General features: G+C 65.0%; 26 protein-coding genes. 11 read left to right on the top strand and 15 right to left on the bottom strand.

Annotation, left to right across the window (positions count from 1 at the left end; translation table 11 throughout):
* Window positions 1-3: 3 nt before the first annotated feature.
* From A5758_RS19315 to A5758_RS19275, 10 genes are all read right to left on the bottom strand, one after another.
* Window positions 4-426 carry a hypothetical protein gene (locus A5758_RS19315; RefSeq protein ID WP_067743250.1) on the bottom strand — a complete coding sequence of 141 codons (423 nt, stop codon included), beginning with the start codon at window positions 424-426 and terminating at the stop codon, window positions 4-6.
* 19 nt (window positions 427-445) lie between these two features.
* Complete coding sequence (locus A5758_RS19310; RefSeq protein WP_067743240.1) at window positions 446-1498, bottom strand: dihydrodipicolinate reductase; 1053 nt, start codon at window positions 1496-1498, stop codon at window positions 446-448.
* Window positions 1495-1926 carry a hypothetical protein gene (locus tag A5758_RS19305; RefSeq protein ID WP_067743236.1) on the bottom strand — a complete coding sequence of 144 codons (432 nt, stop codon included), beginning with the start codon at window positions 1924-1926 and terminating at the stop codon, window positions 1495-1497. The genes A5758_RS19310 and A5758_RS19305 overlap by 4 nt, the downstream gene beginning before the upstream one ends.
* A gap of 18 nt (window positions 1927-1944) precedes the next feature.
* Window positions 1945-2643 carry a hypothetical protein gene (locus A5758_RS19300; protein ID WP_067743232.1) on the bottom strand — a complete coding sequence of 233 codons (699 nt, stop codon included), beginning with the start codon at window positions 2641-2643 and terminating at the stop codon, window positions 1945-1947.
* On the bottom strand, window positions 2640-2768 hold the full coding sequence (locus A5758_RS26400) for a hypothetical protein (RefSeq protein WP_046182590.1): 129 nt from the start codon (window positions 2766-2768) through the stop codon (window positions 2640-2642). Before A5758_RS26400 ends, A5758_RS19300 begins: the two co-directional genes overlap by 4 nt.
* A 14-nt stretch (window positions 2769-2782) precedes the next feature.
* Complete coding sequence (locus A5758_RS19295; protein WP_067743229.1) at window positions 2783-3592, bottom strand: CbbQ/NirQ/NorQ/GpvN family protein; 810 nt, start codon at window positions 3590-3592, stop codon at window positions 2783-2785.
* The gene (locus tag A5758_RS19290) at window positions 3589-5124 is read right to left on the bottom strand and encodes a nitric oxide reductase activation protein NorD (protein WP_067743226.1); all 1536 of its coding nucleotides are present in this window, start codon (window positions 5122-5124) and stop codon (window positions 3589-3591) included. The genes A5758_RS19295 and A5758_RS19290 overlap by 4 nt, the downstream gene beginning before the upstream one ends.
* Window positions 5125-5385: 261 nt before the next feature.
* Entirely contained in the window at window positions 5386-6132 is a 747-nt protein-coding gene (locus A5758_RS19285; RefSeq protein WP_231987361.1) for a hypothetical protein, read from the bottom strand.
* A gap of 107 nt (window positions 6133-6239) precedes the next feature.
* Window positions 6240-7313, bottom strand: coding sequence for a dihydrodipicolinate reductase (locus A5758_RS19280; protein ID WP_067743223.1), 1074 nt, complete (start codon window positions 7311-7313; stop codon window positions 6240-6242).
* Between the two features lie 69 nt (window positions 7314-7382).
* Complete coding sequence (locus tag A5758_RS19275; protein ID WP_197503980.1) at window positions 7383-8300, bottom strand: NAD(P)-dependent oxidoreductase; 918 nt, start codon at window positions 8298-8300, stop codon at window positions 7383-7385.
* Between the two features lie 318 nt (window positions 8301-8618).
* Between A5758_RS19275 and A5758_RS19270 the strand changes: the two genes are divergently transcribed.
* Complete coding sequence (locus tag A5758_RS19270; RefSeq protein WP_067743220.1) at window positions 8619-9746, top strand: dihydrodipicolinate reductase; 1128 nt, start codon at window positions 8619-8621, stop codon at window positions 9744-9746.
* A 12-nt stretch (window positions 9747-9758) separates the two neighbouring features.
* Here the strand turns inward: A5758_RS19270 and A5758_RS19265 are convergent, their stop codons facing one another.
* Window positions 9759-10358 (bottom strand): TetR/AcrR family transcriptional regulator, encoded by a 600-nt coding sequence (locus tag A5758_RS19265; RefSeq protein ID WP_067743217.1) that lies wholly within the window; start codon window positions 10356-10358, stop codon window positions 9759-9761.
* Window positions 10359-10569: 211 nt separating this feature from the next.
* Between A5758_RS19265 and A5758_RS19260 the strand changes: the two genes are divergently transcribed.
* From A5758_RS19260 to A5758_RS19250, 3 genes are all read left to right on the top strand, one after another.
* Window positions 10570-11358 carry an SDR family NAD(P)-dependent oxidoreductase gene (locus A5758_RS19260; protein WP_067207019.1) on the top strand — a complete coding sequence of 263 codons (789 nt, stop codon included), beginning with the start codon at window positions 10570-10572 and terminating at the stop codon, window positions 11356-11358.
* A gap of 64 nt (window positions 11359-11422) precedes the next feature.
* On the top strand, window positions 11423-12505 hold the full coding sequence (locus tag A5758_RS19255) for a dihydrodipicolinate reductase (protein WP_067743214.1): 1083 nt from the start codon (window positions 11423-11425) through the stop codon (window positions 12503-12505).
* Between the two features lie 4 nt (window positions 12506-12509).
* A complete protein-coding gene (locus tag A5758_RS19250) occupies window positions 12510-13325 on the top strand; it encodes a mycofactocin-coupled SDR family oxidoreductase (protein WP_067743211.1) in 816 nt (271 codons plus the stop codon).
* A 5-nt stretch (window positions 13326-13330) separates the two neighbouring features.
* Here A5758_RS19250 and A5758_RS19245 read toward each other — a convergent pair whose 3' ends face one another.
* The gene (locus A5758_RS19245; protein WP_067207027.1) at window positions 13331-13960 is read right to left on the bottom strand and encodes a TetR/AcrR family transcriptional regulator; all 630 of its coding nucleotides are present in this window, start codon (window positions 13958-13960) and stop codon (window positions 13331-13333) included.
* Window positions 13961-14053: 93 nt separating this feature from the next.
* Here A5758_RS19245 and A5758_RS19240 point away from each other — a divergent pair, with 93 nt between their 5' ends.
* Together A5758_RS19240 and A5758_RS19235 are read left to right on the top strand one after the other, a co-directional pair.
* Window positions 14054-15277, top strand: coding sequence for a cytochrome P450 (locus A5758_RS19240; RefSeq protein ID WP_082939766.1), 1224 nt, complete (start codon window positions 14054-14056; stop codon window positions 15275-15277).
* Between the two features lie 8 nt (window positions 15278-15285).
* Window positions 15286-16233 (top strand): SDR family NAD(P)-dependent oxidoreductase, encoded by a 948-nt coding sequence (locus tag A5758_RS19235; RefSeq protein ID WP_067743208.1) that lies wholly within the window; start codon window positions 15286-15288, stop codon window positions 16231-16233.
* Here the strand turns inward: A5758_RS19235 and A5758_RS19230 are convergent.
* Window positions 16220-16891 (bottom strand): hypothetical protein, encoded by a 672-nt coding sequence (locus A5758_RS19230; RefSeq protein ID WP_067743205.1) that lies wholly within the window; start codon window positions 16889-16891, stop codon window positions 16220-16222. The two genes, A5758_RS19235 and A5758_RS19230, sit on opposite strands and share 14 nt — an antisense overlap.
* Window positions 16892-16970: 79 nt before the next feature.
* Between A5758_RS19230 and A5758_RS19225 the strand changes: the two genes are divergently transcribed.
* From A5758_RS19225 to A5758_RS19215, 3 genes are read left to right on the top strand one after another with little or no spacing between them, the layout of a single operon-like run.
* Entirely contained in the window at window positions 16971-18476 is a 1506-nt protein-coding gene (locus A5758_RS19225) for a carboxylesterase/lipase family protein (protein WP_067207032.1), read from the top strand.
* 18 nt (window positions 18477-18494) lie between these two features.
* Complete coding sequence (locus tag A5758_RS19220) at window positions 18495-20501, top strand: phosphotransferase (protein ID WP_067743197.1); 2007 nt, start codon at window positions 18495-18497, stop codon at window positions 20499-20501.
* On the top strand, window positions 20498-20992 hold the full coding sequence (locus A5758_RS19215; RefSeq protein ID WP_067207037.1) for a gluconokinase: 495 nt from the start codon (window positions 20498-20500) through the stop codon (window positions 20990-20992). Before A5758_RS19220 ends, A5758_RS19215 begins: the two co-directional genes overlap by 4 nt.
* 4 nt (window positions 20993-20996) lie before the next feature.
* Here the strand turns inward: A5758_RS19215 and A5758_RS19210 are convergent, their stop codons facing one another.
* Complete coding sequence (locus A5758_RS19210) at window positions 20997-22028, bottom strand: DoxX family protein (protein ID WP_067743194.1); 1032 nt, start codon at window positions 22026-22028, stop codon at window positions 20997-20999.
* Window positions 22029-22123: 95 nt separating this feature from the next.
* Between A5758_RS19210 and pncA the strand changes: the two genes are divergently transcribed.
* On the top strand, window positions 22124-22684 hold the full coding sequence (gene pncA, locus A5758_RS19205) for a pyrazinamidase PncA (protein ID WP_082939770.1): 561 nt from the start codon (window positions 22124-22126) through the stop codon (window positions 22682-22684).
* Complete coding sequence (locus A5758_RS19200) at window positions 22684-23484, top strand: ketosteroid isomerase family protein (protein ID WP_067743188.1); 801 nt, start codon at window positions 22684-22686, stop codon at window positions 23482-23484. Before pncA ends, A5758_RS19200 begins: the two co-directional genes overlap by 1 nt.
* Before the next feature lie 13 nt (window positions 23485-23497).
* Here the strand turns inward: A5758_RS19200 and A5758_RS19195 are convergent, their stop codons facing one another.
* Complete coding sequence (locus A5758_RS19195) at window positions 23498-23848, bottom strand: DoxX family protein (RefSeq protein ID WP_067743185.1); 351 nt, start codon at window positions 23846-23848, stop codon at window positions 23498-23500.
* Window positions 23849-23975: the final 127 nt, after the last annotated feature.

Genomic DNA, 23975 nt, shown 5'->3' with positions numbered 1-23975 from the left:
CGATCACGGAATATTGGTTGCCAGGAACGTCAGCGGCAGGCCCAGGATCGACACGTCGTTTTCGTCGAGGTAGGAACCCTCGCCCTCGAAGTGCTGCCGGAATCGCGTTGTCGCACCGTAGCGCTCGGCCACAGCGTCAGCAGAAGAGGCATCCGGCACTCCGATAACCACGGTGTACACGCCGTCGCCGTGACGTTGCAGGAACTCAGTCACCGCGCCGGCTACCTGCCCGGTCGACCCGGGTATCGGGCTGATCAGCTCGATACCTCGACTCCAGTCGAGGTGGATGTCCAAGCCGAGCTCGGTCAGCTGAAGGGGCTCGAAGACGAATCCCAGATCGCTGAAAATTTGCGCCGCGACGGCGTGCCGTTCCGGCGCCACGGCGAAGACGACGTGGTGCAGCGACGGTTCCTGCTTTGCAGTCATGGAAGGCCCGGCTTTCTCTTCAACTGGTTTTCAAGACTCCGCGCGGGAGGAGCAGGGGCAGGTCGTTGTAGGTGGCGATGCCCGGTGGAGCGCCGACGACGGCGGGTATCGCGGTTATCGCCGGCATGGCGGTGATGGTGAGGCCCAACATGATGTAGTCGTCCAACGTCTCACCCTGAAAGTCTGGCGGCGGAAGGAAGCTCAGCGTCGTCTTGATCGTCGGCTGGCCTTGCACCTCGATGGTGTAGCCCATGTCCAGCGGCCAATCCGGTTCCAGTGTTTGACCCTTGCGCCATCGCCCGCGGATCTCAATGATCTCGCGGCCGGCGAACATTCCTTTCCACCGGACGTCTACGCCGGCGACACATCCTTTTGCAATCGTCCAGTCGCCGGGTAGCTCAAGGTCCTCGGTGGTCTCGGCATACGCGACCTCGCAACGCACTTCGTCGAGCTCCACACCGAGAGCGTCGGCGATCAGCAGCACAGCGTCCCGGAAGACACCGGACCCCTTCTCGGTGATGGCCGGCAGATCTGCCTGGTCGATGGGATAGCCGAAGCCCATCGGTATTTCGGTCTCGGGGGAGTTGTAGATGGTGGTGTCAGCGGATTCCAGCATGGACACCTTGTCCACTCGGTCCGAGAGGCCCGCCGACACGATGGCGAACAGTTGGATGAAACCGGGGTTGATGCCGCTGCCGAAAATGGTCGACCCGCCTTGCCTACAGGCCTCGGCGATGCGATCGCGTCCCGTGCCGAGGAAGTGGCCGGTGACGAACCCCGCCGTACCCACCACATTGATGCCCGCTTCGAGGATGCGGACCAGCTCGTCGACATCGGCGAACATCGGGTTGTAGACCACACAGTCCGGCTTGAGCGCGAGCAGCGCGTCAATGTCGTTGGTGGCCTTCACATCGAGCGGTTCAATCCCGCACAGCTCGCCGACATCGCGGCCGACCTTCTCCGGCGACCAGGCGTAACACCCGACGAGCTCCAGCGTGGGGTTTGCGGCGATCGCGCGCACCGAACTCTTGCCGACGTTGCCCGTCGTCCACTGAACGACCCGATAGCTCACGGGTGCGGCGCCGTGTGCTGTTGGGCGGCCTGGCGAGCGAGCCTGTCGTTGTGGATCTTGACGAGTTCGCGGAACCCGAGCCTGTGGTATTTCGGTATCGGCTGGATGCCCCACACGTCCTGCGCGGTGGCCTTGCCCTCGGCGCCCTCCGGCGGCCCGAAGGGCGGGTACGGATACTTGCACTCCAGGGTGTCGTTGGAGTAGCGAATCTTGAGCAACTCGCTGCAGATTTGGGTGAGGCTAAGCGTGGGGTAGCCGTAATAGACGGCCATGAACGGCAACGTGAACGCGCCTTCGAGCACCAGTGCCACCAGGCACACCAAGACGGCCCGCTTGATCCATTTGTGCATGCGTGCGTAATACGGTGTGGTCCCGGGCTCGAGATCCGCAGTGGGGCCGTGTTCTTCGGTGGGCGACGGTGCGGTCATGGCACTGCTCCTTAAGACCTAGTCGGTGAAGATTTCGCGGTTGACGGTGTGCAGGTAGGGGATGGCGAGGAAAGGGGTGATGTAGAAGATGTCGTAGAGCCACCAGCCGATGACCGGGAATACGACGCCGGCGTAGCGCACGTCGGCGAACATGGTCATGTTGAACACGTAGGCGGACCAGATCACCACGCCCATCCAGCAGGTGACGACCATCCACTGATGGCCCCACCGCTTCATCTGTAGAAACCCGATCGCCGCGGCCACCCGCATGGAGAACACCGTGAGGATCAGCCCTGCCACATAGGCCTTCTCGCCCGGTCCAGCCGCACCGCCGATCCAGAGCTCGTTGTAGTGCCAGAAGTAGCCGGCATCGAACATGTTGCCCCACCCCACCATCAGCACCCGGTTGATCAAGGTGTGGTTGGCGACCAGGTCAAGCGCCCAGCCCAGACTGTTGAGCATTCCGTCGATCAGGACCAGATAACCGATCAGCGTCACGATCATGGGCCGAACCGACAGGCCGGCGCGCAGCGCTTGGCGCTGCAGCCACACCCCACGCATGAAGATGGGAAACCCGATGAGCCCCGGAGCCCACATGCCCATCAGGGCGGCGCCGACGATCATCCACTTGTCGGCTCGGCGCTGTGCCTGGCGGGACTCGTCGTGGTGATCCTCGAAGCTGACGGAGCTCGCTGTCTGCGCGGCAACAGGGTTCACAGATCCCACCACCCGCGGGCGAACGACATGTACAGCTGGATGCCGAACATCACCAGCAGGTAGCCGTAGATGAAGATTTGGAAGACGATGAGCGCCCTCTTGCGCTTCTGTTCCTGTTGGTCCATGCCGGGCTCCTTTCTCAGGGGGTTGCGCTCGGGGTGTCGGTGGCGGCCAGGCTGGCTGCCGCGACTTCACGTAGTCCGTCGGTGACTGCGCCGTCGGTACTCAGTGGCGCGAGTATGCACGCGTCGGCTGCATCCAATTCGGTTGCGCCGGCGGCGATCAAGTGCGCGGCCGTGACCAACACCCTGGTCGACGGCGGCTCGAAGTGAAAGGCCTCGTCGGCCGTGCGGATGGCAACCGCACATTCGACCAACCGCCGCGCCGTCGTGAGGGGAATTCCGGCCTCGGCGACAATCACTTCGGCCTCGCGCTCGGGGGGCAGATACCTCATCGCGAGTGTGACAAACCGCTGGCGGAACGACGGTTTGAGCTCCTTGAGCGAGCTGCGATATGCCGGGTTGTAGGAACACACCAGCATGAACTCCTCCGGTGCCGTCGCGACTTCGCCGGCTCGGTCGAGGTACAGCGCACGCCGGTGATCGGTGAGGGAATGCAGGATGGCCAACGAGTCGTGGCGAGCTTCGACGACTTCGTCGAGATAGCAGATCGCGCCGGCTTTGACGGCCCGGGTCAGCGGGCCATCGGTCCACACCACGTCGCCACCGGTCACCATGAAGCGGCCGACGAGATCGGAGCTGGTGAGGTCGTCGTGGCAACTGATGGTGACGACCGGTCGTTGCAGCAGCAGGCCCATGTGCTCGACGAAACGTGTCTTGCCGCATCCCGTTGGGCCGGTGAGCATCACGGGCATGTGCTGGCGGAAGGCCTGCTCGAACAGCTGAACTTCGTTGCCGTTGGCGAAATAGAGATCGGTGGCGGCGTTCATGCGGTGACCAGTTCACGATGGACATGGGCCAACACCCTCGGGAGCTCCTCTACGCGTCGGATTCGTTGCGACCTCCGGGGCCCGAACACTTCCGGAAGGGGATCGACGCGGGTGGGTCCCACGCCGAGGTAGTACGTCGACACCCCGGCATCGTTGGCCTCCTCGACGGCGTGTGCGGCATCCGCCCAGGCGTACCGGCCTTCATAGCCTTCATCGGAGATCAGGCCGTCGCCGATGACGATCAGCAGCCGACGCTCGGAGGGCTGCGCCAGGAGCCGGCTCGTCAAATGGCGCAGCGGCGCGCCGAGCCTGGTGTATCCGCGGGTGGACAGGCCCAGCCCGCTTGGAGCCACGAACCGGCGGTCTTCGAAGTCCTTGAGGCAATGGACCTCGACCCGATGGCGGGTATTGCCGGTGAATACAAAGACGCCGTGTCGCTCGCGCGCCAGTGTCATGGCGCGCGAAAGCGCGTCGGCACAGGCCAATTCCAGTCGGAAGATTCGCCCGCCGTGCACCCCGAGCGAGGAACTGCCGTCGAGCAACACGGCGGTGGTGACGTCGCGGCTGCGAGGCAGCAACTCGCGGAATATCTTCGGCTCCTTGGCTTCGCCGGTGGTCAGGTCGATGTAGTGGTTGACGTATTGGTCGACGTCGAGGTCGGAGCCGTCTTCGAGGCGATTTGTCATGGCGCGATGGGTGTGTTCTTCGAACCACTTCCGTACGTCGACCGCTACGGGCACCGGACGGCGACTGCGCCGGGCGTCTGCACGCTCGATCACGGCGACGTGATCGCGCATGAATCGCTGTGTCCACATGTTCCATTCGGGGTAGGGAATCCCGGGCCGGTGTTCGGGAGTGACGTCGAAATCGTTGTCCTGGGGCCGGCTCGGCGGCGGCAGGTTGGGATTGCGGACGCCGCCGTCGCCGCCGACGGGGACCGAGTACGGCCGCGGAAGGCGCTTTTGCGTTGTCGTCCATGGCATCCTGCCGAAGCTGCGACGCAACCGGTCGGTCACGCCCTGCGGCATCGTGTAGGCGAGCGGCAGATTGCCCAGCAGTGGATGAACCGTCAATGCCTGCTCTGTGGCCGCCAACGTGATTGCCCGGTTGAGCATGTGTTCCGCGGCCATATCGCCGGGTTCGGGATCGATCTCCGGGAGCAGCCGCTGCAGCTCGGGCAGCAGGCCCGGCCATCGCGATGCTATCCAGCCGAGTGCGACGCCGGCTTCGACAAGCGTGAGCGCACGCAGTTCCCGAGCGGACAACTCGTTCAGACGATATTCGGTGATCCGTTCTTTCGACGGTGAACATTGAAGGGCCACACCGCATGTCAGTGTTCTGCGTGTCCAGCCGGGGTTCGTGAGACCGGTCGCGGGGTAGGGCACATGAACGAACGTGAGCGCGGCATTCAGACCGAAGCAGCGCCGATCACCGGTGACGAGCCGGACGCCCTCGCGACGTTGCTCACTGAGCGCGACCGCCGTCACGGAGCAGCTCCGTTCCAGGGCCATCGCCTGGGAATCTTCGGCCATTAGCCGGACTCCCATGCGTTCCGGCGGCCGGGTCCACCGTTCAGAACGTACCGATGTTGGAAAACAGCCAATACCAGAACCAGATGATCAGGCCGGTGCCGCCCCACGCGGCGACGTAGCGAAGGATTTCCCACACATAGCCCACGATTTGACCTCCTCGGTGACGTAGTCATGCGATGCGTGCTGACATCTCGAAAACTGTCTCGGTACACCGAGACTCCCCGGCGATCGGCTTGTCGACTGGATTCCACGTCGCGCATTTCAGTCGGAGAAGAGTTCGCGGTTGACGGTGTGCAAATAGGGGATCGCCAGGAACGGGGTGATGTAGAAGATGTCGTAGAGCCACCAGCCGACGACCGGCAGTACGACGCCGGCGAAGCGCACGTCGGCGAACATGGTCATGTTGAAGACGTAGGTAATCCAGATCACCACGCCCATCCAGCAGGTGACGACCATCCACTGATGGCCCCAGCGCTTCATCTGCAGGAAGCCGATGGCCGCCGCGATTCGCATGGTGAAGACCGTCAGGATGAGACCGACCTCCATGGCTTTTTCGCCAGGACCGGCCGCGCCGCCGACCCACAGCTCGTTGTAGTGCCAGAAGTAACCGGCGTCGAACATGTTGCCCCACCCGTTCAGCAGCACACGGGCCAGCAGAGTGTGGCTTGCAACCAGGTCGAGTGCCCATCCGACAGTGTTGATCGCGGCGTCGATGATGACCAGGTAGCCGAGCAATGTGACCAGCATTGGACGGACGGAAAGCCCATCCCGTTGGGCCCGGCGCAGCAATCGCACTCCCCAGAGGAACAGCGGCAACCCAAAGACGCCCAGGGCCGCGGTGCCGATCAGGAGACTGCCCGAGATAAGCCATTTGTCGGCCTGACGCTGCGCCAGTTGTGACCGTTCCAAGTGCTCGTCGAACGTCAGACCCGTTGCGGCGCCGCCGGTTTCCGCCGAGGCCCGTGCGATGCCGCCGGCAGTGCGTTGGTGCAGCTTCGGCAGGTTCACAATCCTCCGCGTCATCGAGGCCGATTGGGTTCGCTCGTGAACTATACAGACTGACTGTAGTCAGCGTAAAGTGCCGGCACGGGTCCGCGAGAGTGAGGCGTGAGGCGTCACTGAGCTAAGGGTGGCAGCATGTTCGCCGGCGGAATGTCCTCCAGGGCAACCAGGCCCGCTGGGGCTTCGCACACCCAGTTGATCGCGTTCAGGACGCGCGCTGCGGTCGACATGCATGCGGCGTCTGTGGAGTCCAGCAGCGGATGAGATACATGGGTGTTGATTTCCACCCGAGGGTCTCCCTCGACGGTTACTCGGTGAACTCCGGTGAGACCTTCTGGCGGGTAGACCCAATCGGGTCCTGCAGCGTTTGTGAGCCGAGTGACGTGTTCGATGGTGATCACCGGCTCCCCGTTGAGGACGCCTTCGACAGCGAATCGAACGGCGGCCCGACCTCCCGGATCGACGGTCATCATCGTGCATGCGATCGGCTCTGGGGTGTACCAACTTTCGGTTCGCTGACGCGTTTCGTCGAGCTCTATCCCCATCAGGTCGGCCAGCCTACGTACCTGCCCGCCCCACATGAAATCTACGATCCCCGGCTGAAATAGCAGAGGTGGATCATCGTCGGGCCCCTTGTTGAAGCCCATTCCCTCACCGGTGAACTCGGCATCGTCATAGTTTCCGTAGTCGAATATCTCTTGCACCGTCACCGAGCGCACACGGGTCACCAGGCTCAGAGCTGCGTGAGTGAGAGTATCTGCCGAGAAACCGGGATCGACCCCATTGACGTATAGCGACGAGCTGCCCTTCTCGCACGCCCGGATCAGAGGATCCCGTATCCAGTCCTGCGCGTAGGTTGGTGCCACCAGCCAGACCAACGAGCTCCCAACGACGTTGGTGCCAGCGGACAGGAATTGCGACATCTGATCGATTACTTCCATCGGCCGGGTTTCGGCCTGCGGAGTGAAGACGACGCAGTCCGCCCGTAGGTCGACGAGTGCGTCGATGTCGTCCGTCGCGATAACGCCCGTGACTTGGCTTATTCCGCAAAGGTCGGCGGCGTCGCGCCCGACCTTCTCGGGGCTGGCGGCGTGTACGCCGACCAGTTCGAGGTCTGGCCGTTCAATGATTGTCTTCAGCGAGTGTCGGCCGACGTTGCCTGTCGAGAACTGGATCACCCTGCGCACTGCTTGTCTCCATTCGCTCCAGTCGCGGCCAATTGCCTGCGTCTTGTTCGACCGGTCCGTCCGGTGCTGCTAATCGGCGACGCCGATCAAACCGAGCCTGGAAAACGTGTCCCGAACGCCTTCCTTCCAGTGCTGCGAGCACTTGCCGATGAGTTGCTCACGGCGGGTGTTGTCGGACCAGAAGCTGTCGAAACTGACGGGCGACTCGACAAAACTTGCGGTCACCCCCGTGAGTTCGGCGACGTATTCACCCATCTGCTGGTCCGTGACCGGGTCATCTCCGCCCCAGTTGACGATCGTCGCAGGGACAGTGGCGATTTCAAGCAGCTTGTGCGCTTGGTCGGCGATGTCGACGCCCCCGATGGGTGACCCGATGTTGTGGTAGCCCAACGGAATGAGCCAGGGTTGTCCACCCTTAAAGGTCTGGTATTGCATGACGGGAAGCCCGCCATGACCCGTCCAGCTGTACCCAACGTTCATCCTGGCGATGGTGGTGGGGAGGTCCAACATGCGTGCGGCGGCACGAACGCTGCCCTCGGAGGTGATCTTTGCGATCGGATAGACCTCGGCATAGCTGGCGAGACCGCCGAGCGGGTCGGTCTCCGCGTAAGCGTGGTTGGGATGATCTGCGTGAGGCTTATAGACACACGTGCTAGAGACGTGAAGAAACGCCTTCGCCTTGCGGCAGTGCTGCATCAGTAGCGCAGATCCTTCTGCGTTGTTGGTAATCGCTTGGTCGTAGTCAGGGCTGAGGTTCAGGGCCGAATGGACCACGTGGGTGAAGTCCTCCGGCAGCGACGAGTTGTCGCCCGTGTCCATGTCCCATACGCAAGTCTTGATTCCAAGCGCCTCGAGTTCTGCTCTTCGGTCTGGATTGCTGAACCGCGCCGCGATCCACACCTCATTGCGCTTGGCGAAGTCCTCGGCAATCGGGCCGGCGATCTGACCTGTGCCTCCGGTCACGAGGATCTTGCGGTCTTGCAGCATGCAGCAACCCCTTCGCTCGCCGATGAATGACATAGCTCACTGACTGTACTCAGTAAAGGTGCGCAGTAGTAGTCAAAGGAAGAGCTTTTCAAACAAGCTCGAATGCCACTTCGGAGGGCTTCACGGCCGATACGTCTGGGCATTGCTACTGACAAGAGTCAGGCGGTAATCGTTGACACCATGTTGGCGAGGTGCCTACGCTCAGCCGCTAAGGCTTGGTGAATTGTCTGCGAGCTAGCCTCTCCGGCCGGCATGATGCTGCCGGCAAAGAGCCCGCTCGTTCGTCATAACGTTGCCCGCGCATGCAAAGGAGTAGCAATGACGCTGACCCAAGAATCAACAGTCACGGGAAAATCGCCGGCCGAGAAGAAGTACCGCGTCATCCAATGGGGCGTCGGCAACGTCGGAACGGTGGCGCTGCGCCATTTCGCCCATAACCCGGCCTACGAACTGGTCGGGGTGCTCTGCAATCGTCCGGAGAAGGTCGGCAAGGACGCCGGCGAGCTTTGCGGCAAACCACCGACTGGAGTGCTCGCTACCGATGACAAGACGGTCATCGAGGCTCTCGATGCGGATTGCGTGTTCTACGCGCCGCTGTGGTCTGATCCTGACGAAGTCTGCCGCCTGCTGCGCGGTGGGAAGAACGTGGTCGCGTCGGGCGGCGCGTGGTGGTACCGAACCGAGCACAGTCAGGCGGATATCGACAAGATCCACGCCGCGTGCCTCGAGGGCGGCACATCGTTCCACGCAGGTGGGGTTAATCCCGGTTTCGCGGGTGACCTCCTTGTCCTGACGTTGGCCCGGATCGTCAGCCAAATCGACACCATCCACATCTACGAGGTCGTGAATTTCGGCAGGGACACCCTGAAATACTTGTTCGAGATGGGGATGGGCAGCGATCCGGCCGGCTTCGAGGACGGCCCGAATCTGCTGGGGCAAGCCTGGCCGCTGTTCGCACAGTCGATGGCAATGATCGTCGAGCACATGGGTAAAACGGTCGAAAGGTATACGACGGAGGTGGAGCTCGGCGTCGCCACGCGGGACATCCCGTTCGAAGGCGGGGAAACCAGCGACATGCCGGGCTTCAAGGGGGTGATCAAGGCGGGTACCGTTGCCCGCCAGCATCACAAATGGACAGCGTGGGTGGAGGGTCGGCCGCTCATCGTCTTTCACGAGATCTACACGATGGACACATACGATGCTATTGAGCCGCAGGAGGATTGGCCCCAGCACTATCACTACCGCATCGTGATCGAGGGTGACTCATCCACAGAGCTGATCCTCCAGGGGGCGCAGGACCCTGACGGCGGCTACGCGTTGCCCGGCTACACCTGGACAGCGATGGGCCCCGCGAATGCCATCCCCGCCGTCTGCGACGCCCCGCCAGGCTTCATGTCCCACAACGAACTTGGGCTCATGCCGCTGCGCGGGGTGATACGGCCTTAGTGCCGCGGCACATCAAGGCTTTAAGCTACGCAATGTCCTCGCGACGTAGTCTTCCAGGAGGCTGTGGCCAGTCGGCCAGTGGCTCGTGGTAATCAACAGCGCGTAGAGACCCAGCAGGAAGAACACCGCACTGTTCATGGAATTGACGTCCGGGTCCGTCTCGCCGCGTTCTTGAGCAAGCGCGATCTCCTGGGCGACCAAGACGATCAAGGGGTGATCCCTGCCGTCTTCGGTTTGCGGCCGGGTTTGGGAGAAGTGCAGTGCGAGAAAGTCATTGAAGAGCAGATCGCCTAGCCGACGTTCCAATCCGACCACGAGGCGGACGGCCTCGTTCAAGGCTGAAGTCAGGTCGTGCTTGGATTTCAAGAATTGCGCGAACTGCTTGGCGATGCGGTCCTCTTCGCGCCGCTCCAACTCGAGCAGAACATGTTCTTTGGTCGGGAAGTGAAAGAAGAAGGTTCCATGGGCGACCCCTGCTGCCGCCACAATGGTGCTGACGTCGGCTTCTGCCATCCCGGATCTGGTGAACTCGGCGATGGCGGCGCCCATCAATCGCTCCTTCGTCTGCAGGCGCTTTGCTTCGCGCGCAGAGAGCCTGTCCGTTACGGCCATTTCTTTCCTCACAGTTGACTCGACTCATGCCAGAGTGCCGAGGTTAACCAGACCATTATGCCGTGTTCCGGCCAGAAAGGCTTGCATAACTTGGTCATTCTTGGACCATCCCTGGCATCGCGGAGTTCGATTCCTGATCGTCATTGACTTTAGTCAGCAACATTCATAGATTGAACTGCGCACATACCCCGCACGGTCAAAGGAGCCCGGCATGGCATTGGAGCAGTTCCGGCTCGATGGACAGGTCGCGATCGTCACTGGCGCCGGGAAGGGCGTCGGCGCGGGCATTGCGCGGGTTTTGGCGGAGGCCGGCGCCACCATCGTCGGCACCGCGCGCACCGAGGCGGATATCGTTGGCACGATTCAAGGCATCGAGGCGGCGGGCGGCAAGGGGCTGGCGCTCGTGGCCGACGCGATGAGTCGTCCCGACGGAGAGCGGGTCGTGAACGCCGCGATGGAGCGCTTCGGCCGCATCGACATTCTCGTCAACAATGTCGGCGGGTCCACCTACGCGCGGTTTCTGGACATCACCGACGAAGACTTTCGGCACACCTTCGACTGGTGCGTGACTTCGGCCTTCATCATGAGTCAGCTCGCCGCCCCGCACATGCTCAACGCCGGGCACGGTTCCATCATCAACATCTCGTCGGGCTCGGCGCGGTTCGGCATCCGCGCGCTGACCGCGTATTGCGTTGCGAAGGGCGGCCTCGAAGCGCTCACCCGCGCCATGGCACAGGAACTCGCCCCCAAGATTCGCGTCAACGCCATCGCCCTGGGTTCCTTCGCCACCGACGGTCTGAAGGGCAGCCTGGATCTGATGCCCGGGTCGCTCGAGAAGATGCAAGAGGCCACCCCGCTGCACCGGCTGGGCGACGTCGAGGATCTCGGACGGCTCGCGGTGTATCTGTGCACTCGGGATTGTTATGCAACCAACGCGACCTTCCACGTCGACGGCGGCATCGACTCCAACAATTCGCCGCTGCCGATACCCGACTACTGACCCGCGCCGCGATTGAACGCGCCATGATGGTGCATCACCCGCCGCTGGAAGGACGAAGGTAACCGTGCGCAGAGTCATCCAATTCTCCACCGGAAACGTGGGCCGGCACTCGTTGCGAGCCATCATCGGCAGACCGGATCTCGAACTCGTCGGCGTGCACGCCGCCAGCGCCGAGAAGATCGGTCAGGATGCGGCGCAGTTGTGCGGACTGGACGAACCGACCGGTGTCATCGCCACAAACGACATCGACGCGCTGGTGGCCCTCAACGCCGACTGCGTGGTTTACACGTCGCAGGGCGAAACTCGGCCGATGGAAGCCATCGAACAGATGGCCAAGTTCCTCGCGGCGGGCGTCAACGTCGTCGGCACGTCGATGGTCTGGCTGGTCACGCCTCACCATGCCGACGATTGGTTGCGGGAGCCCCTGGAGCGGGCCTGCGCGGCGGGCAACACTTCTCTCTACGTCAACGGCATCGACCCCGGTTTCTCCGGCGACACGCTGGTGCACTCAGCGGCTAGCCTGACCACTCGCATCTCCTCGATCACCGTGCAGGAGATTTTCGATTACGGAAACTATGACGATGCCGAGTTCACCGGCGCGGCAATGGGATTCGGGTCGACGCCTGACGACGACTCGCCGATGATGTTCCTGCCCGGGGTGATCGTGTCGATGTGGGGAGGTCAGGTCCGCAGCCTGGCGGATAATCTCGACATCAAACTGGACGACGTGCGCCAGCGCGTCGAACCTTGGTACACGCCGGAACGAATCGAATGCACGATGATGACGGTGGAGCCCGGACAAATGGCCGCGGTGCGCTTTGCCACCGAGGGCGTACGTGACGGCGAGCCGGTGATCACCCTCGAGCACGTCACCAGGCTCACGCAGGCTGCGGCGCCCGACTGGGAGTACCCGCCCGAGGGGCATACCGGGGTACACCGCGTCGTCGTGGAGGGCGAACCGCGGGTGGAAATCAACACCCACGTTTCGCACCCTCTTTTCGATTCCACTGATGCCGGCTGCATCTCGACGGCGGGCCGGGCGGTGAATGCCATCGACTGGGTGTGCCGCGCGCCGCAAGGACTCATCGGTGTGGAGGACATCCCGCTGTCCGCGACAATGCGTGGCCTGATGTGGAACGAGCGCTAGCCGGGTGACACCACATCCGGGACGCGTTGCCGGTAAACGCATTCTGATTACCGGTGCCGCCCGCGGTATGGGGCGCAGCCACGCGCTCCGGCTTGCCGAGGAGGGCGCCGACCTGATCCTCGTCGACATCTGCCGATCTTTGCCCGAGATCGAATATCCCTTGGCCACAGAGCAAGACCTCGACGAGACGGTGCGGCTGGTTCGCGAGGTCGGCCGCCGCTGTGTGAGTCGGGTCGTCGACGTCCGCAACGAGGCCGAGTTGCGCGAGGCGGTCGATGACGGCGTCGCGGAACTTGGCGGTTTGGACGGCGCCGTCGCCAACGCCGGCGTGCTGACGGTTGCGCTGTGGGACAAGACGACCCCCGAGGACTGGCGCACGGTGGTCGACGTGAACCTCATCGGCGTGTGGAACACTTGCGCGGCGGCCATACCCCACTTGCTTGACCAAGGCGGTGGCAGCCTGGTCAATATCAGCTCTGCCGGTGCCATCAAAGGCTTTCCTTTGCAGCTGCCTTACACGGCCGCGAAGCATGGTGTCGTGGGTTTGACCTTGGCGTTGGCCAACGAACTGGCCGCCCAGAATGTTCGGGTCAACTCGGTGCATCCGACGGGATCGCCCACCGGCATGATCCCGCCGTCGATCGGGGCCGCTCTGGGCGAATTGCGGCCCGACCTGATTCCCATCTTCGTCAATGCGATGCCCACCCCGGCCATCGAGCCCCTCGAGGTCAGCCACGCGGTGCTGTTCCTGCTATCCGACGAGTCCCGCTATGTGACGGGGTTGCAGTTCAAGGTCGACGCCGGCGTGACGATCAACTGAATCGTCTACAGCGGCCAGCTATTCGGCCCGACCTCGTAACGCAGTGCCGCCGCCGGAGGCAACGGCAGCCGCTCACTCACCGATATCGCGTCGACAACGAGTGCGACATAACGCCGCCAGCCATCGCTGTCCGCATCCATCGTCGACAGCACGCTGAAGAGCATCGCGACCAGGCGGGGTAGGTCGTCGCTGACCAAGTCGGCACGGATGCTGCCGACTCTCTGACCTTCGCGGGTAAGGTCGCCGAGCGCCTCGTTGAGCGAAACCGAGATGTCAGACGACAGTGACCCGGCCCGGCGTGCAGCGGTCAACAGGTTGTGTTCGCGGGCCCCCAGCGAGATCGCCGCTTCGATCAGTTGGGTGAGACCGCGTAGCGGATCCTTGGAGACGCGGGCGGTGTCGATCACCGGCGTGAGGTCCTCCGCGATGCTCTGATCCAGGGCGGCCCGGACCAGGGCGGCCTTCGCCGGGAACCTGCGGTAGAGGGTTCGCTCGCCCACGCCGGCTCGGCGCGCGACCGCCTCCACGGGGGCGTCGGGCCCCAACTCGGCATATACCTCGCGCGCCGCGCGCAGGATGCGCTCGACGTTGCGTGCCGCGTCCGCCCGCAACGGCCGGTCCTCAACCGCGGTCATGGTGACGAGCCTAACTGACAGTTGACTGCCAGCAAACGCAGCTTTACGCTCTACAACTGGCAGATAACTGACACTTAATGGGAAACGCTGGTTATGTCAATATCTTTCGAGACCTCCGACTCCTGCTCCGACGCCGAGCTCCCGGTGCTGCCGGTACCGCGTCCTGGACATTGCCCGCTCGCGCCCCCGCCCGAGTTCGCCGAGTGGCGAGAACAACCCGGGCTACGAAAGGCGATGTTCCAGGGCAACCCGGTCTGGGTGGTCAGCCGCTACCAGGACATCAGGGCCGCGCTGGTTGATCCGCGCCTGTCCGCGAAGACCATTCCGGATTCGATGCTGCCGACGGACGCCGACAACAAGGTCGCGGTGATTTTCGCGCGGACCGATGATCCCGAGCATCACCGATTGCGGCGCATGATGACGAGCAACTTCACCTTCAGGCGTTGCGAATCGATGCGGCCGCACATTCAGGAAATGGTCGACCACTACCTCGGCCAGATGATCGCCAACGGTGCGCCGGGTGATCTGGTGCGTGAATTCGCCTTGCCCGTGCCGTCAATGGTGATCGCATTGTTGTTGGGGGTGCCGCCCGAAGACCTCGAAATCTTCCAGCACAACACCACGAAGGGGCTTGACCAGAAATCCACCGACGAGGAAAAGGGCCACGCGTTCGGGGCGATGTACGCCTACATCGAAGAGTTGGTGGAACGCAAAGCGCGCGAACCCGGCGACGACTTGATCAGCCGCCTGCTGACCGAATACGTGGCGACGGGCCAGCTGGACCACACCACCACGGCCATGAACAGCGTGATCATGATGCAGGCCGGCCACGAAACCACCGCCAACATGATCGCGTTGGGAACGGTTGCGCTGCTGGAACATCCGGACGTATTCGAGCGACTCGGACAAACCGACGACCGTGCGGTCGTCGCGAACATCGTCGAAGAGCTCATGCGCTACCTCAGCATCGTGCACAGCCAGGTCGATCGCGTGGCGACCGAAGACCTGATGATCAGTGGTGAGCTGATTCGCGAGGGCGAGTTCGTCATGATGAGCCTGCTCGCCGGGAACTGGGACGCCGAATTCGTCGACAATCCCGAATCCTTCGACGCCGACCGAAACACCCGCGGACACTTGGGCTTCGGGTATGGCGTGCACCAATGCATCGGAGCGAATCTGGCCCGCGTCGAGATGCAGGTCGCGTTCGCCACGCTGGCACGCCGACTACCCGGGCTGAAACTGGCGGTGCCGCCGGAGAAGCTGAGATTCAAAGAGGCCCACATCTACGGCATGAAAGAGCTTCCGGTCACCTGGTGACAACGACCATGCGATTCGCCGATCAGGCCGCCGTAATCACCGGCGCCGCCGGAGGTCTGGGCAAGCAATACGCACTCCTTCTCGCCTCGCGCGGCGCCCGGGTCGTGGTCAACGACACGGGTGGATCGGTGACCGGGGACGGTTCTAACACCTCGGCGGCCGACACCGTCGTCGACGAGATCCGCCGGCAAGGCGGCGAGGCTGTCGCAGACAACCACAGCGTGACGAGTCCCGAAGGTGCAGAGGCGATTATCGACACCGCCCTGCGTGCCTGGGGGCGCGTGGACATCCTGATCAACAACGCCGGCATCGTGGGTGACACGCCGTTCGAAGACATGACCTCCGATCGGCTCGACCCCCTGGTGGATGTGCACCTGAAGGGTGCCTTTTACGTGACGCGGCCGGCGTGGCGGGCCATGCGGGAGCAGCGCTACGGCCGCGTCCTCAACACCTGCTCGGCCGCCGGAATCCTCGGCGCCGAACGCATGAGCAACTACGGCGCGGCGAAGACCGGGCTGGTCGGTTTTACCCGCGTGCTGGCCGCCGAGGGGGCCGAGCACGGCATCAAGGTCAATGCCATCGCGCCGATCGCCTACACCCGGATGCTGAGGCACTCGCTCGACGGCGCCGGCCCGCAGGATGACCCGGCGGCGCGGGCGGTATTGGACGACCTTGTGGGCCAATACCTTCGAAAACTAGACCCGGCGCAGGTCGCGCCGGTGGCGGCCTTCCTGACGCACCGGGAATGCCCCGTTTCCGGAGAGATCTACACGGTCGGTGCCGGACATGTCGCGCGCTTCTTCATCGCCCGGACAAAGGGTTTCTATGACCCCGGCCTGTCGATCGAGGATGTGCGCGACCATCTCGATGAGATCCGGGACGAAGCCGGCTACACGGTCCCTGGTGGGCCCGCCGACGAGATGGCCGAGCTGTTCGCGACCATCACGAACAGCTGAACGCCGTGCCCACGCCATCCGGTGCGGGCGCCGGCCGTAGGCAGCCGTACGGTTGGCTGCCCGCGGGGCTCAATCGGGCGGCCGACTGGTGGGCGTAATTCACGCAGTACAGTCCGGTTTGATCGGCGCGGCAACGATAGTCGCCGAATGACAGCGAGTCACCGTTCGCCAGTTCCGAACCATTGCCGTTAATGAACGGGCCGGGATCGGCGCGCGAAGCACCCACCTGCAGGTTGACGCCGTCGAAGGTCACCCAACCGCCCTGCCAGCCGCCGTAGGACGTCGGGGGAGCGGGTGGTGGGTTGGTCAGGCTCACCAGGCAGAGCAGGGCGGCACCCGTGTGCTTGGAATCGGTCGTGCAAGACGCTTTGCCGGCGGCGGCCGTGAACGCGATGTCGTTGCCGAGTGGCGTGGTCGCACCGTCGCGAATCGCGTTGTGATAGCGACCGGGGTCTGCGGGATGGCCGGCCTCGATCCATGCGATGACGTCGGAGATCGAGGCTCCCGCCGCCGGTGCGGCAGAGGGGGCCGGGGGTTTGCTGCCAGGTGGAGTGGAGGCGGCGGTCGTCGACGTCTGAGTTTGCTGGGACTGGCCACCGACGGTGTGTGAGCACCCGGCGATCAGTAACGACGCTGCCAGCAGCGCGGCGATCCGCATCTAGTCAGGCTAAACCGCCATGCCCGCAAATAAGGCGCTGCGCGCGCGTTACGCCCGTCATGTCGGCTAACGTCGGGTTATGCATCAGCGCACCGTCCGCGCACGCACGAGCATCGGCACCGTGGAAGGCTTCACCCGCGACGGCGTCCACCGCTGGCGATCCATCCCGTACGCTCGGCCGCCGGTCGGGTCGTTGCGATTGCGGGCGCCCCGGCCGGCGCAACCGTGGTCGGGGGTGCGGCACTGCCACGGCTTCGCCAACTGCGCGCCCCAGCAGCGCCGCTACACCATGCTCGGAGTCGGCCGCTACCAGCCGATGGGGGAGGACTGCCTCACCCTCAACGTCGTCACCCCCGAGGGCCCCGCCGAAGAGCCGCTGCCCGTCATGGTCTTCATTCACGGCGGTGGCTACATCCTCGGCAGCTCGGCCACGCCGCTGTACGACGGCGCCGCATTGGCGCGCCGCGGTTGCGTGTACGTATCGGTGAACTACCGGCTGGGCGCGTTGGGATGCCTGGACCTGTCGTCCCTTTCGACCCCGGACATCACGATCGACAGCAACTTGTTCCTGCGCGACCTCGTGATGGCGTTGCGCTGGGTGAAAGACAACATCTCCGCGTTCGGCGGCGACCCGGATAACGTAACCATCTTCGGGGAGAGCGCAGGCGCGCACATCACCGCCAGCCTGTTGGCGGTGCCGGCGGCCGAAGGGCTGTTCGCAAGGGCCATTTCGGAAAGTCCGGCCGCCGGCATGGTCCGGTCGCAAGAGACCGCCGCGGAATTCGCGACACGCTTCGCCGCGCTGCTGGGCGCGCGCCCGCAGGACGCCGCCGAGGTGCTGATGCAGGCGTCACCGGCGCAACTGGTCGACGCCCAGCACCGGCTGATCGACCAGGGCATGGAGGACAGGCTGGGCGCCTTTCCGATCGGCCCGGTCGCCGGCGACGACGTCGTGCCCATCGATCCGGTCGAGGCGATGCGCGGAGGGCACGCGCACCGGGTGCCACTCATCGTGGGCACCAACGCCGAAGAGGGGCGCCTGTTCACCCGGTTCCTCAAAATGCTGCCGACCAATCAAACGATGATCGAGGAACTGCTGGCCGACACGGAACCGGCTGCGCGCGAACGTATTACGTCCGCGTACCCGGATTATCCCGCGCCGTCGGCATGCATCCAGCTCGGCGGCGACTTCGCCTTCGGTTCGGCGGCCTGGCAGATCGCCGAGGCCCACAGCGCACACGCGCCCACCTACCTCTACCGGTACGACTACGCCCCCCGCACGCTGCGCTGGTCGGGGCTGGGTGCCACCCATGCCACCGAGTTGCTGGCCGTCTTCGACGTCTATCGCACCCGATTCGGCGCGCTGCTGACCGCCGCGGCCGATCGGCGCGCCGCGCTGCGGGTCAGTAACCAGGTGCAGCGGCGGTGGCGGTCCTTCAGCCGCCACGGTGCCCCGGGCGACGACTGGCCCACCTACACCACCGCCGACCGTGCCGTCATGGTCTTCGACCGCAAGAGCCGCGTCGAGTTCGATCCACACCCGCACCGCCGGATTGCCTGGGATGGCTTCTCCCTGGCCCAGTGACCTGGCACGCTGACCCTCATGCATGCCGACACCGCAGAAGTCATCGAACGGCCCGGCGACCTGACCGCCGCATGGCTGGAAGCCGCGATCGGCGCCGGACCCATCGCCGATTTCGCCGTCGAGCGCATCGGCACCGGGCAGATGAGCGAGTGCTACCGCATCCGGCTCAGCTACGCCGAGGCCGCGGCGGCCTCCGGCAGGCCCGAGTCGGTAGTGCTCAAAGTGGCGGCCACCGACCCGGTGAGCCGGCAAACCGGGCTTGCCCTTGGCCTCTACGAGCGGGAGGTGCGCTTCTACGGCGACATCGCGCCACGCCTGGGTGGGCCGATAGCGCCCTGCTACCACGCCGCCGTCGATACTTCGACGGGCGCGTTCGATCTGTTGCTGGGTGATGCCGGGCCGGCCGTGGTCGGGGACGAAATCGCCGGCGCGACAGCCGAACAGGCGCACCTCTGTGTCGTCGAGCTCGGGCGGCTGCACGGGCCGCTGCTCGGCGACACCACGTTGGCCGAAGCCCCGTGGCTGAACCGGGAATCGCCGCTCAACCAGGCGATGATCGCTCCGCTGTACGCCGGGTTCATCGACCGCTACGGCGACCAGATCGCACCGGAGCACCGCATGGTGTGCGAACGCCTGGTCGCGTCCTTCGACGGCTACCTGGCCGCCGAGTCGGCGCCCGACCGGACCTGTGGGCTGATGCACGGTGACTACCGCCTGGACAACCTGTTGTTCGGCACCGCCGCGGCCGACCGCCCGCTGACGGTCGTCGATTGGCAGACGGTTTCCTGGGGTCCGGCGCTGACCGACCTGTCCTACTTCCTCGGCTGCGCGCTGCCGACCCCGGATCGCCGGGAGCAGTACGACGCGTTGTTGCTGGCCTACCACGAGGCGCTGGGGCCCGCGGCGCCGCTGTCGCTCGCCGACGTCGCCGAAGGTGTTCGCAGGCAAAGCTTTTTCGGCGTGATGATGGCGATCGTCTCTTCGATGCTGGTGGAACGCACCGAGCGCGGCGACCGGATGTTCATGACGATGCTGCAACGGCACTGTGATCACGTGCTCGACACCGACGCGCTGGCGACCCTGCCCGCCGCGCAGACGCCCGAACCCTTGCAGCCCACGGAGGAGGACGAAGGTGCGCACGCGCCGACCGCCGAACCACTGTGGAGCGAGAGCTGGTATGCCGACTTCGCCGATGCGGAACAGGGATTGGGCGGCTGGTTCCGCCTCGGCGTGATCGCCAACGAGCAGAAGGCGTGGGTGCACGCGCTGCTCTGCGGGCCCGGCATGCCCACCGTGGCCGTCGACGCGCAAGTACCGCTGCCGGCGGACCCGTGGGACGTGCGCACCGAATCCTTCGAGCTCGGCCACTCCGCGACCACCCCGCTGCAGACCTACCGCGTCGACCTGCACGCGCGCGCTCACGCTTACCCCGATCCGTCGGCGTTGATGCGCGGGGAACCCGGCACCCCGGTCGAAATGACCATGAGCTTGGTGTGGGACACCGACGGCGTTCCGTACAAATACCGGTTGACGACGCGCTACGAGATCCCGTGCCGGGTCTCGGGCACGGTGACCATCGATGACGCCAGCTATCGCGTCGAGTCGGTCCCCGGCCAGCGCGATCACTCGTGGGGCGTGCGTGACTGGTGGAGCATGGACTGGATTTGGAGCGCGCTGCACCTGGACGACGGCACCCACCTGCACGGCGTCAACATCCGGATTCCCGGCGCGCCGGCGTTCAGCATCGGCTACTCCCAGGACGCGCGGGGAACGGTCACCGAGCTGCAAACGGTGGATTCACGAGAGTCGTTCGGCGTCAACGGATTGCCGCTGGAAGCCACCTTGGAGCTCAATCCCGGCGAGATCACCGCGGACGTCGAGGTCCGCGGCCAGGCTCCGGTGCGTCTGATCGCCGCGGACGGGCGGGTGAGCCAGTTCCCGCGGGTCTGGGCGACCGTCCAGACTGCCGACGGACGCAACGGCGTCGGCTGGCTGGAATGGAACCGCAACCTCGCGTCCGAGTGAGCGGACGGGCCCCCGTCGTGGTGATGGGTGTTTCCGGATCGGGCAAGTCGACCGTCGGAGCGGCGCTCGCGCGACGCTTGCGGGTGCCCTTCGTGGACGCCGACTCCCTGCACCCGCCGGCCAACATCGCCAAGATGGCGGCCGGTGAACCGCTCGACGACGACGACCGCTACCCCTGGCTGGACAAGGTCGGGGAGTGGTTGGCCGGCCACTGCGACGGAGGCGTGGTGAGTTGTTCGGCGCTCAAGCGCAGATACCGCGACCAGTTGCGCACGCACTGCCCGCAGGTCGAATTCCTGCACCTCGCCGGTTCACCGGCACTCATCAGCGGCCGGCTGGCCGCCAGGACCGGTCATTTCATGCCGGCCGCGCTGCTGCGGTCCCAATTCGACGCGCTCGAGCCGCTCGGCGCCGACGAGGCCGGCGCGACCATTGATGTCGGCCCCGGCGTCGATGCGATCGTCGACGCCTATCTGCGCGGCGACGCGTGAACCCTCAGGAAAGCTTGCGGCGACCCGTCTTGACCTGTTCACCGAGTCGTTCGCGCGCGGTGTCGGCCAGGTAGCCCCCCCGAGCCCGGGCCGTGTCGGCGAGGTAGATGCCGCGCGCGCGGGCGGTGTCGGCGAGGTCTTCGCCGCGATCCAATGCCGTGCTCGCCAGGTCCTCACCGCGCTTGCGTGCCTCCTTGGCCAACTTCTCGCTGCGCTTGCGGGCCTTCTTCGCCAGCGGCGCCGCCCAGTCGGCGGCTTCGTCGGCGAGTTCTTCACCGCGCTTGCGCGCCTTCTTCGCCAACGGCGCGGCTCGCTCGGCCGCCTCGTCGGCCAGCTCCTCGCCCCGTTTGCGGGCCTTCTGGGCCAGCGGCTTGCTCCGTTCGGCGGCCGTGCTGGCGAATTCGCGACCGCGTTCGAGCGCGGCCTCCGCGTACGGCGCGCCTCGTTCGGCCGCCGTGCTGGCCAGTTCGCGACCGCGTTCGGCGCCGATCTGCAGGCCGTGCACGATCTTTTCGCCCAACTCCGAAAAGTCGGTATCGAAGTGGGCGTCGTCGGAGCCGGGCAGCGCCGAAGACACTCGCTCGGAGAGCCGCTCGGCCGCCCGGCGACCGCGCCACCCGAGTGACGGCTTGCCCGCCGTGTCGGCGGACGCGATCAGCAATCCACCCACCAGGCTGAGGTCGGTGAGAAACTGCTGGCGCTTCTGCGCTTTCGCCTCCGGATCGCTCTCGTTCCAGAACGAGTGCGCCCCGAGGTTGGCCGGTACCACCGTGAACGCGAGGGCGGCCGAGGCGACGCGCGGCAGCTTGCCGGTGGCCAGCAGCAGGCCGCCGCCGATCTGAACGGCCGCAGTGATTTGTGCGACCGTCTCGGGGTCACTCGGAATGTTGCCGCTCACCGAATTCGGCAACGCCTGCAAACCATCCACCGCGGGGGCGGCCGCTGCCGCCGCCGATTTGGGGTTCAGCAGGGAATTGACTCCTTGGCCGATGAAAGCCACTGAAAGCAACGGGCGCGCGATTCTCCGGATCAACATGGCCGGTGGATTACCCGACTGGTTGGCGAACAAACCGTCCCACCCATACGCCCAGCTGAAGCGCCGTGACGGGCGACACCGATAGGGTGAAACGCGTGAGGGCGTTGATCATCGTCGACGTGCAAAACGATTTCTGCGAGGGTGGCTCGCTGCCGGTGACCCGCGGTGCCGCCGTGGCGCCCGCCATCAACGACTACCTCGCCGGCGAGCCGGGCTACCGGCACGTCGTAGCAACCCAGGATTTCCACGTCCAGCCGGACGACCACTTCTCCGACCGGCCGGACTATTCATCATCGTGGCCACCGCACTGCATCGCCGGAAGTGCCGGTGCGGAGCTGCGGCCCGACCTCGACACCAGCCGGATCGAGGCAGTCTTCCGCAAGGGCGCCTTTGCCGCGGCATACAGCGGCTTCGAGGGTGTGGACCAGAATGGGACCCCGCTGTTGGACTGGTTGCGGGAGCGTGGGGTCGACGAGGTCGATGTGGTCGGCATCGCCACCGATCATTGCGTCCGGCGGACCGCCGAGGACGCCGCGCGGGCGGGCCTGTCCACCCGGGTGCTGGTAAACCTGACCGCGGCCGTCTCGCCGGACTCGGCCGCGGAGGCGCTTGAGAAGATGCGGGCCACGGGTGTCGAAGTGGTCGGGGGTCCGTGATGGGGGTCGCGCCGGATCGGGAGCATCTCCTGGCCGCCGTCGAGCGCTCGCCGCAGGCGGCCGCCGCGCACGACCGCGCCGGGTGGGTGGCGTTGTTCACCGACGACGGCCGCGTCGAGGATCCGGTCGGGTCGCGGCCGCACGTCGGGCAAGAGCAGATCGGCCGCTTTTATGACACCTTCATCGGTCCGCGTGACATCAAATTCCACCGCGACCTCGACATCGTCGTCGACACCGTGGTGCTGCGCGACGTCGAGCTCGAGGTTGCGATGGGCACGGCGATCACGATGTACATTCCCGCGTTCCTGCGCTACGACCTGCGAGACACCAACGGCGAGTGGCGCATTGGCGAACTGCGGGCTTATTGGGAACTGCCCGCGATGATGCTCCAGTTCCTGCGAACCGGATCACGCGCGGTCGGACCCGCCCTGCAACTGTCTCGGGGCTTGTTGAGCAATCAGCGGTTGCGCGGCACGACCGGCTTCATGACGGGATTCCGGCGGGTTGGTGCGCGGCACAAGAAGCTCGCCGAGGCATTCCTCGGTGCCGCCGCGCGGCAAGATCTCCTCGCGGCGTCGCGTGCGTTATCACCCGGCGCGACAATCACTCTCGGCGACCACGACGCCCTCGACCTCGCTGAACTCGTCGAGCAGCTGGACGGCGGCGGTTCGACCAAGATGATCGGCGCGGGCCCCACGGTGACGGTGTCGGTCCACTCCGGCCGTGGGCGGGGAATACTGTTCGCCGACATGGCCTGGCGGGGCGACGCCATCAACCGGATCCGGTACTTTCCCGGCTGATCGCGACCCCCGGTCAGCGCAGCACCATCAACGCCAGCGATGCCACCGACATGCACAGGTACGCGCCGGGAAACGCGATGTTGTACAGGACGCGGGCCCGCAGGTGGGTCACGACTGCGCCGACAAAGAACAGCACCAGGCCGGTGGCGGCAGCGATTCCCAAGGCGGGGAGGCCCACCAGGCCCACGATCAGCCCCGCCGCGCCGGCCAGCTTGACCGCCCCCAGCGCCGGCAACCACGAACGCGGCACCCCGACTTCGGCGGAGTTCGCCAGGACGAAACCCGCCGGGATCAGATCGGCCACGGCGATCGCGGCGGTGATGGCGGCGGTAAACAGCGTGATCGCAACGTATGCGGTGTTCATCTGCGGCAAACCCTTGTCAGACAGCCGTTTTTGCGGCGGCGAGCCGGATGGTCGCCGCAGGCGCTACGGCGCACAATCGATAAGGTCATGGTGCTGGCCTCCTTTGCAACAGAGAGCTTGATGGACG

Origin of the sequence: Mycobacterium sp. 852014-50255_SCH5639931 (assembly GCF_001665605.1) — a bacterium.
Taxonomy (GTDB): Bacteria; Actinomycetota; Actinomycetes; order Mycobacteriales; family Mycobacteriaceae; genus Mycobacterium; species Mycobacterium paraffinicum.
The sequence above is the reverse complement of the archived record's forward strand: the minus strand, read 5'-3'. Positions and strand labels throughout refer to the sequence as shown.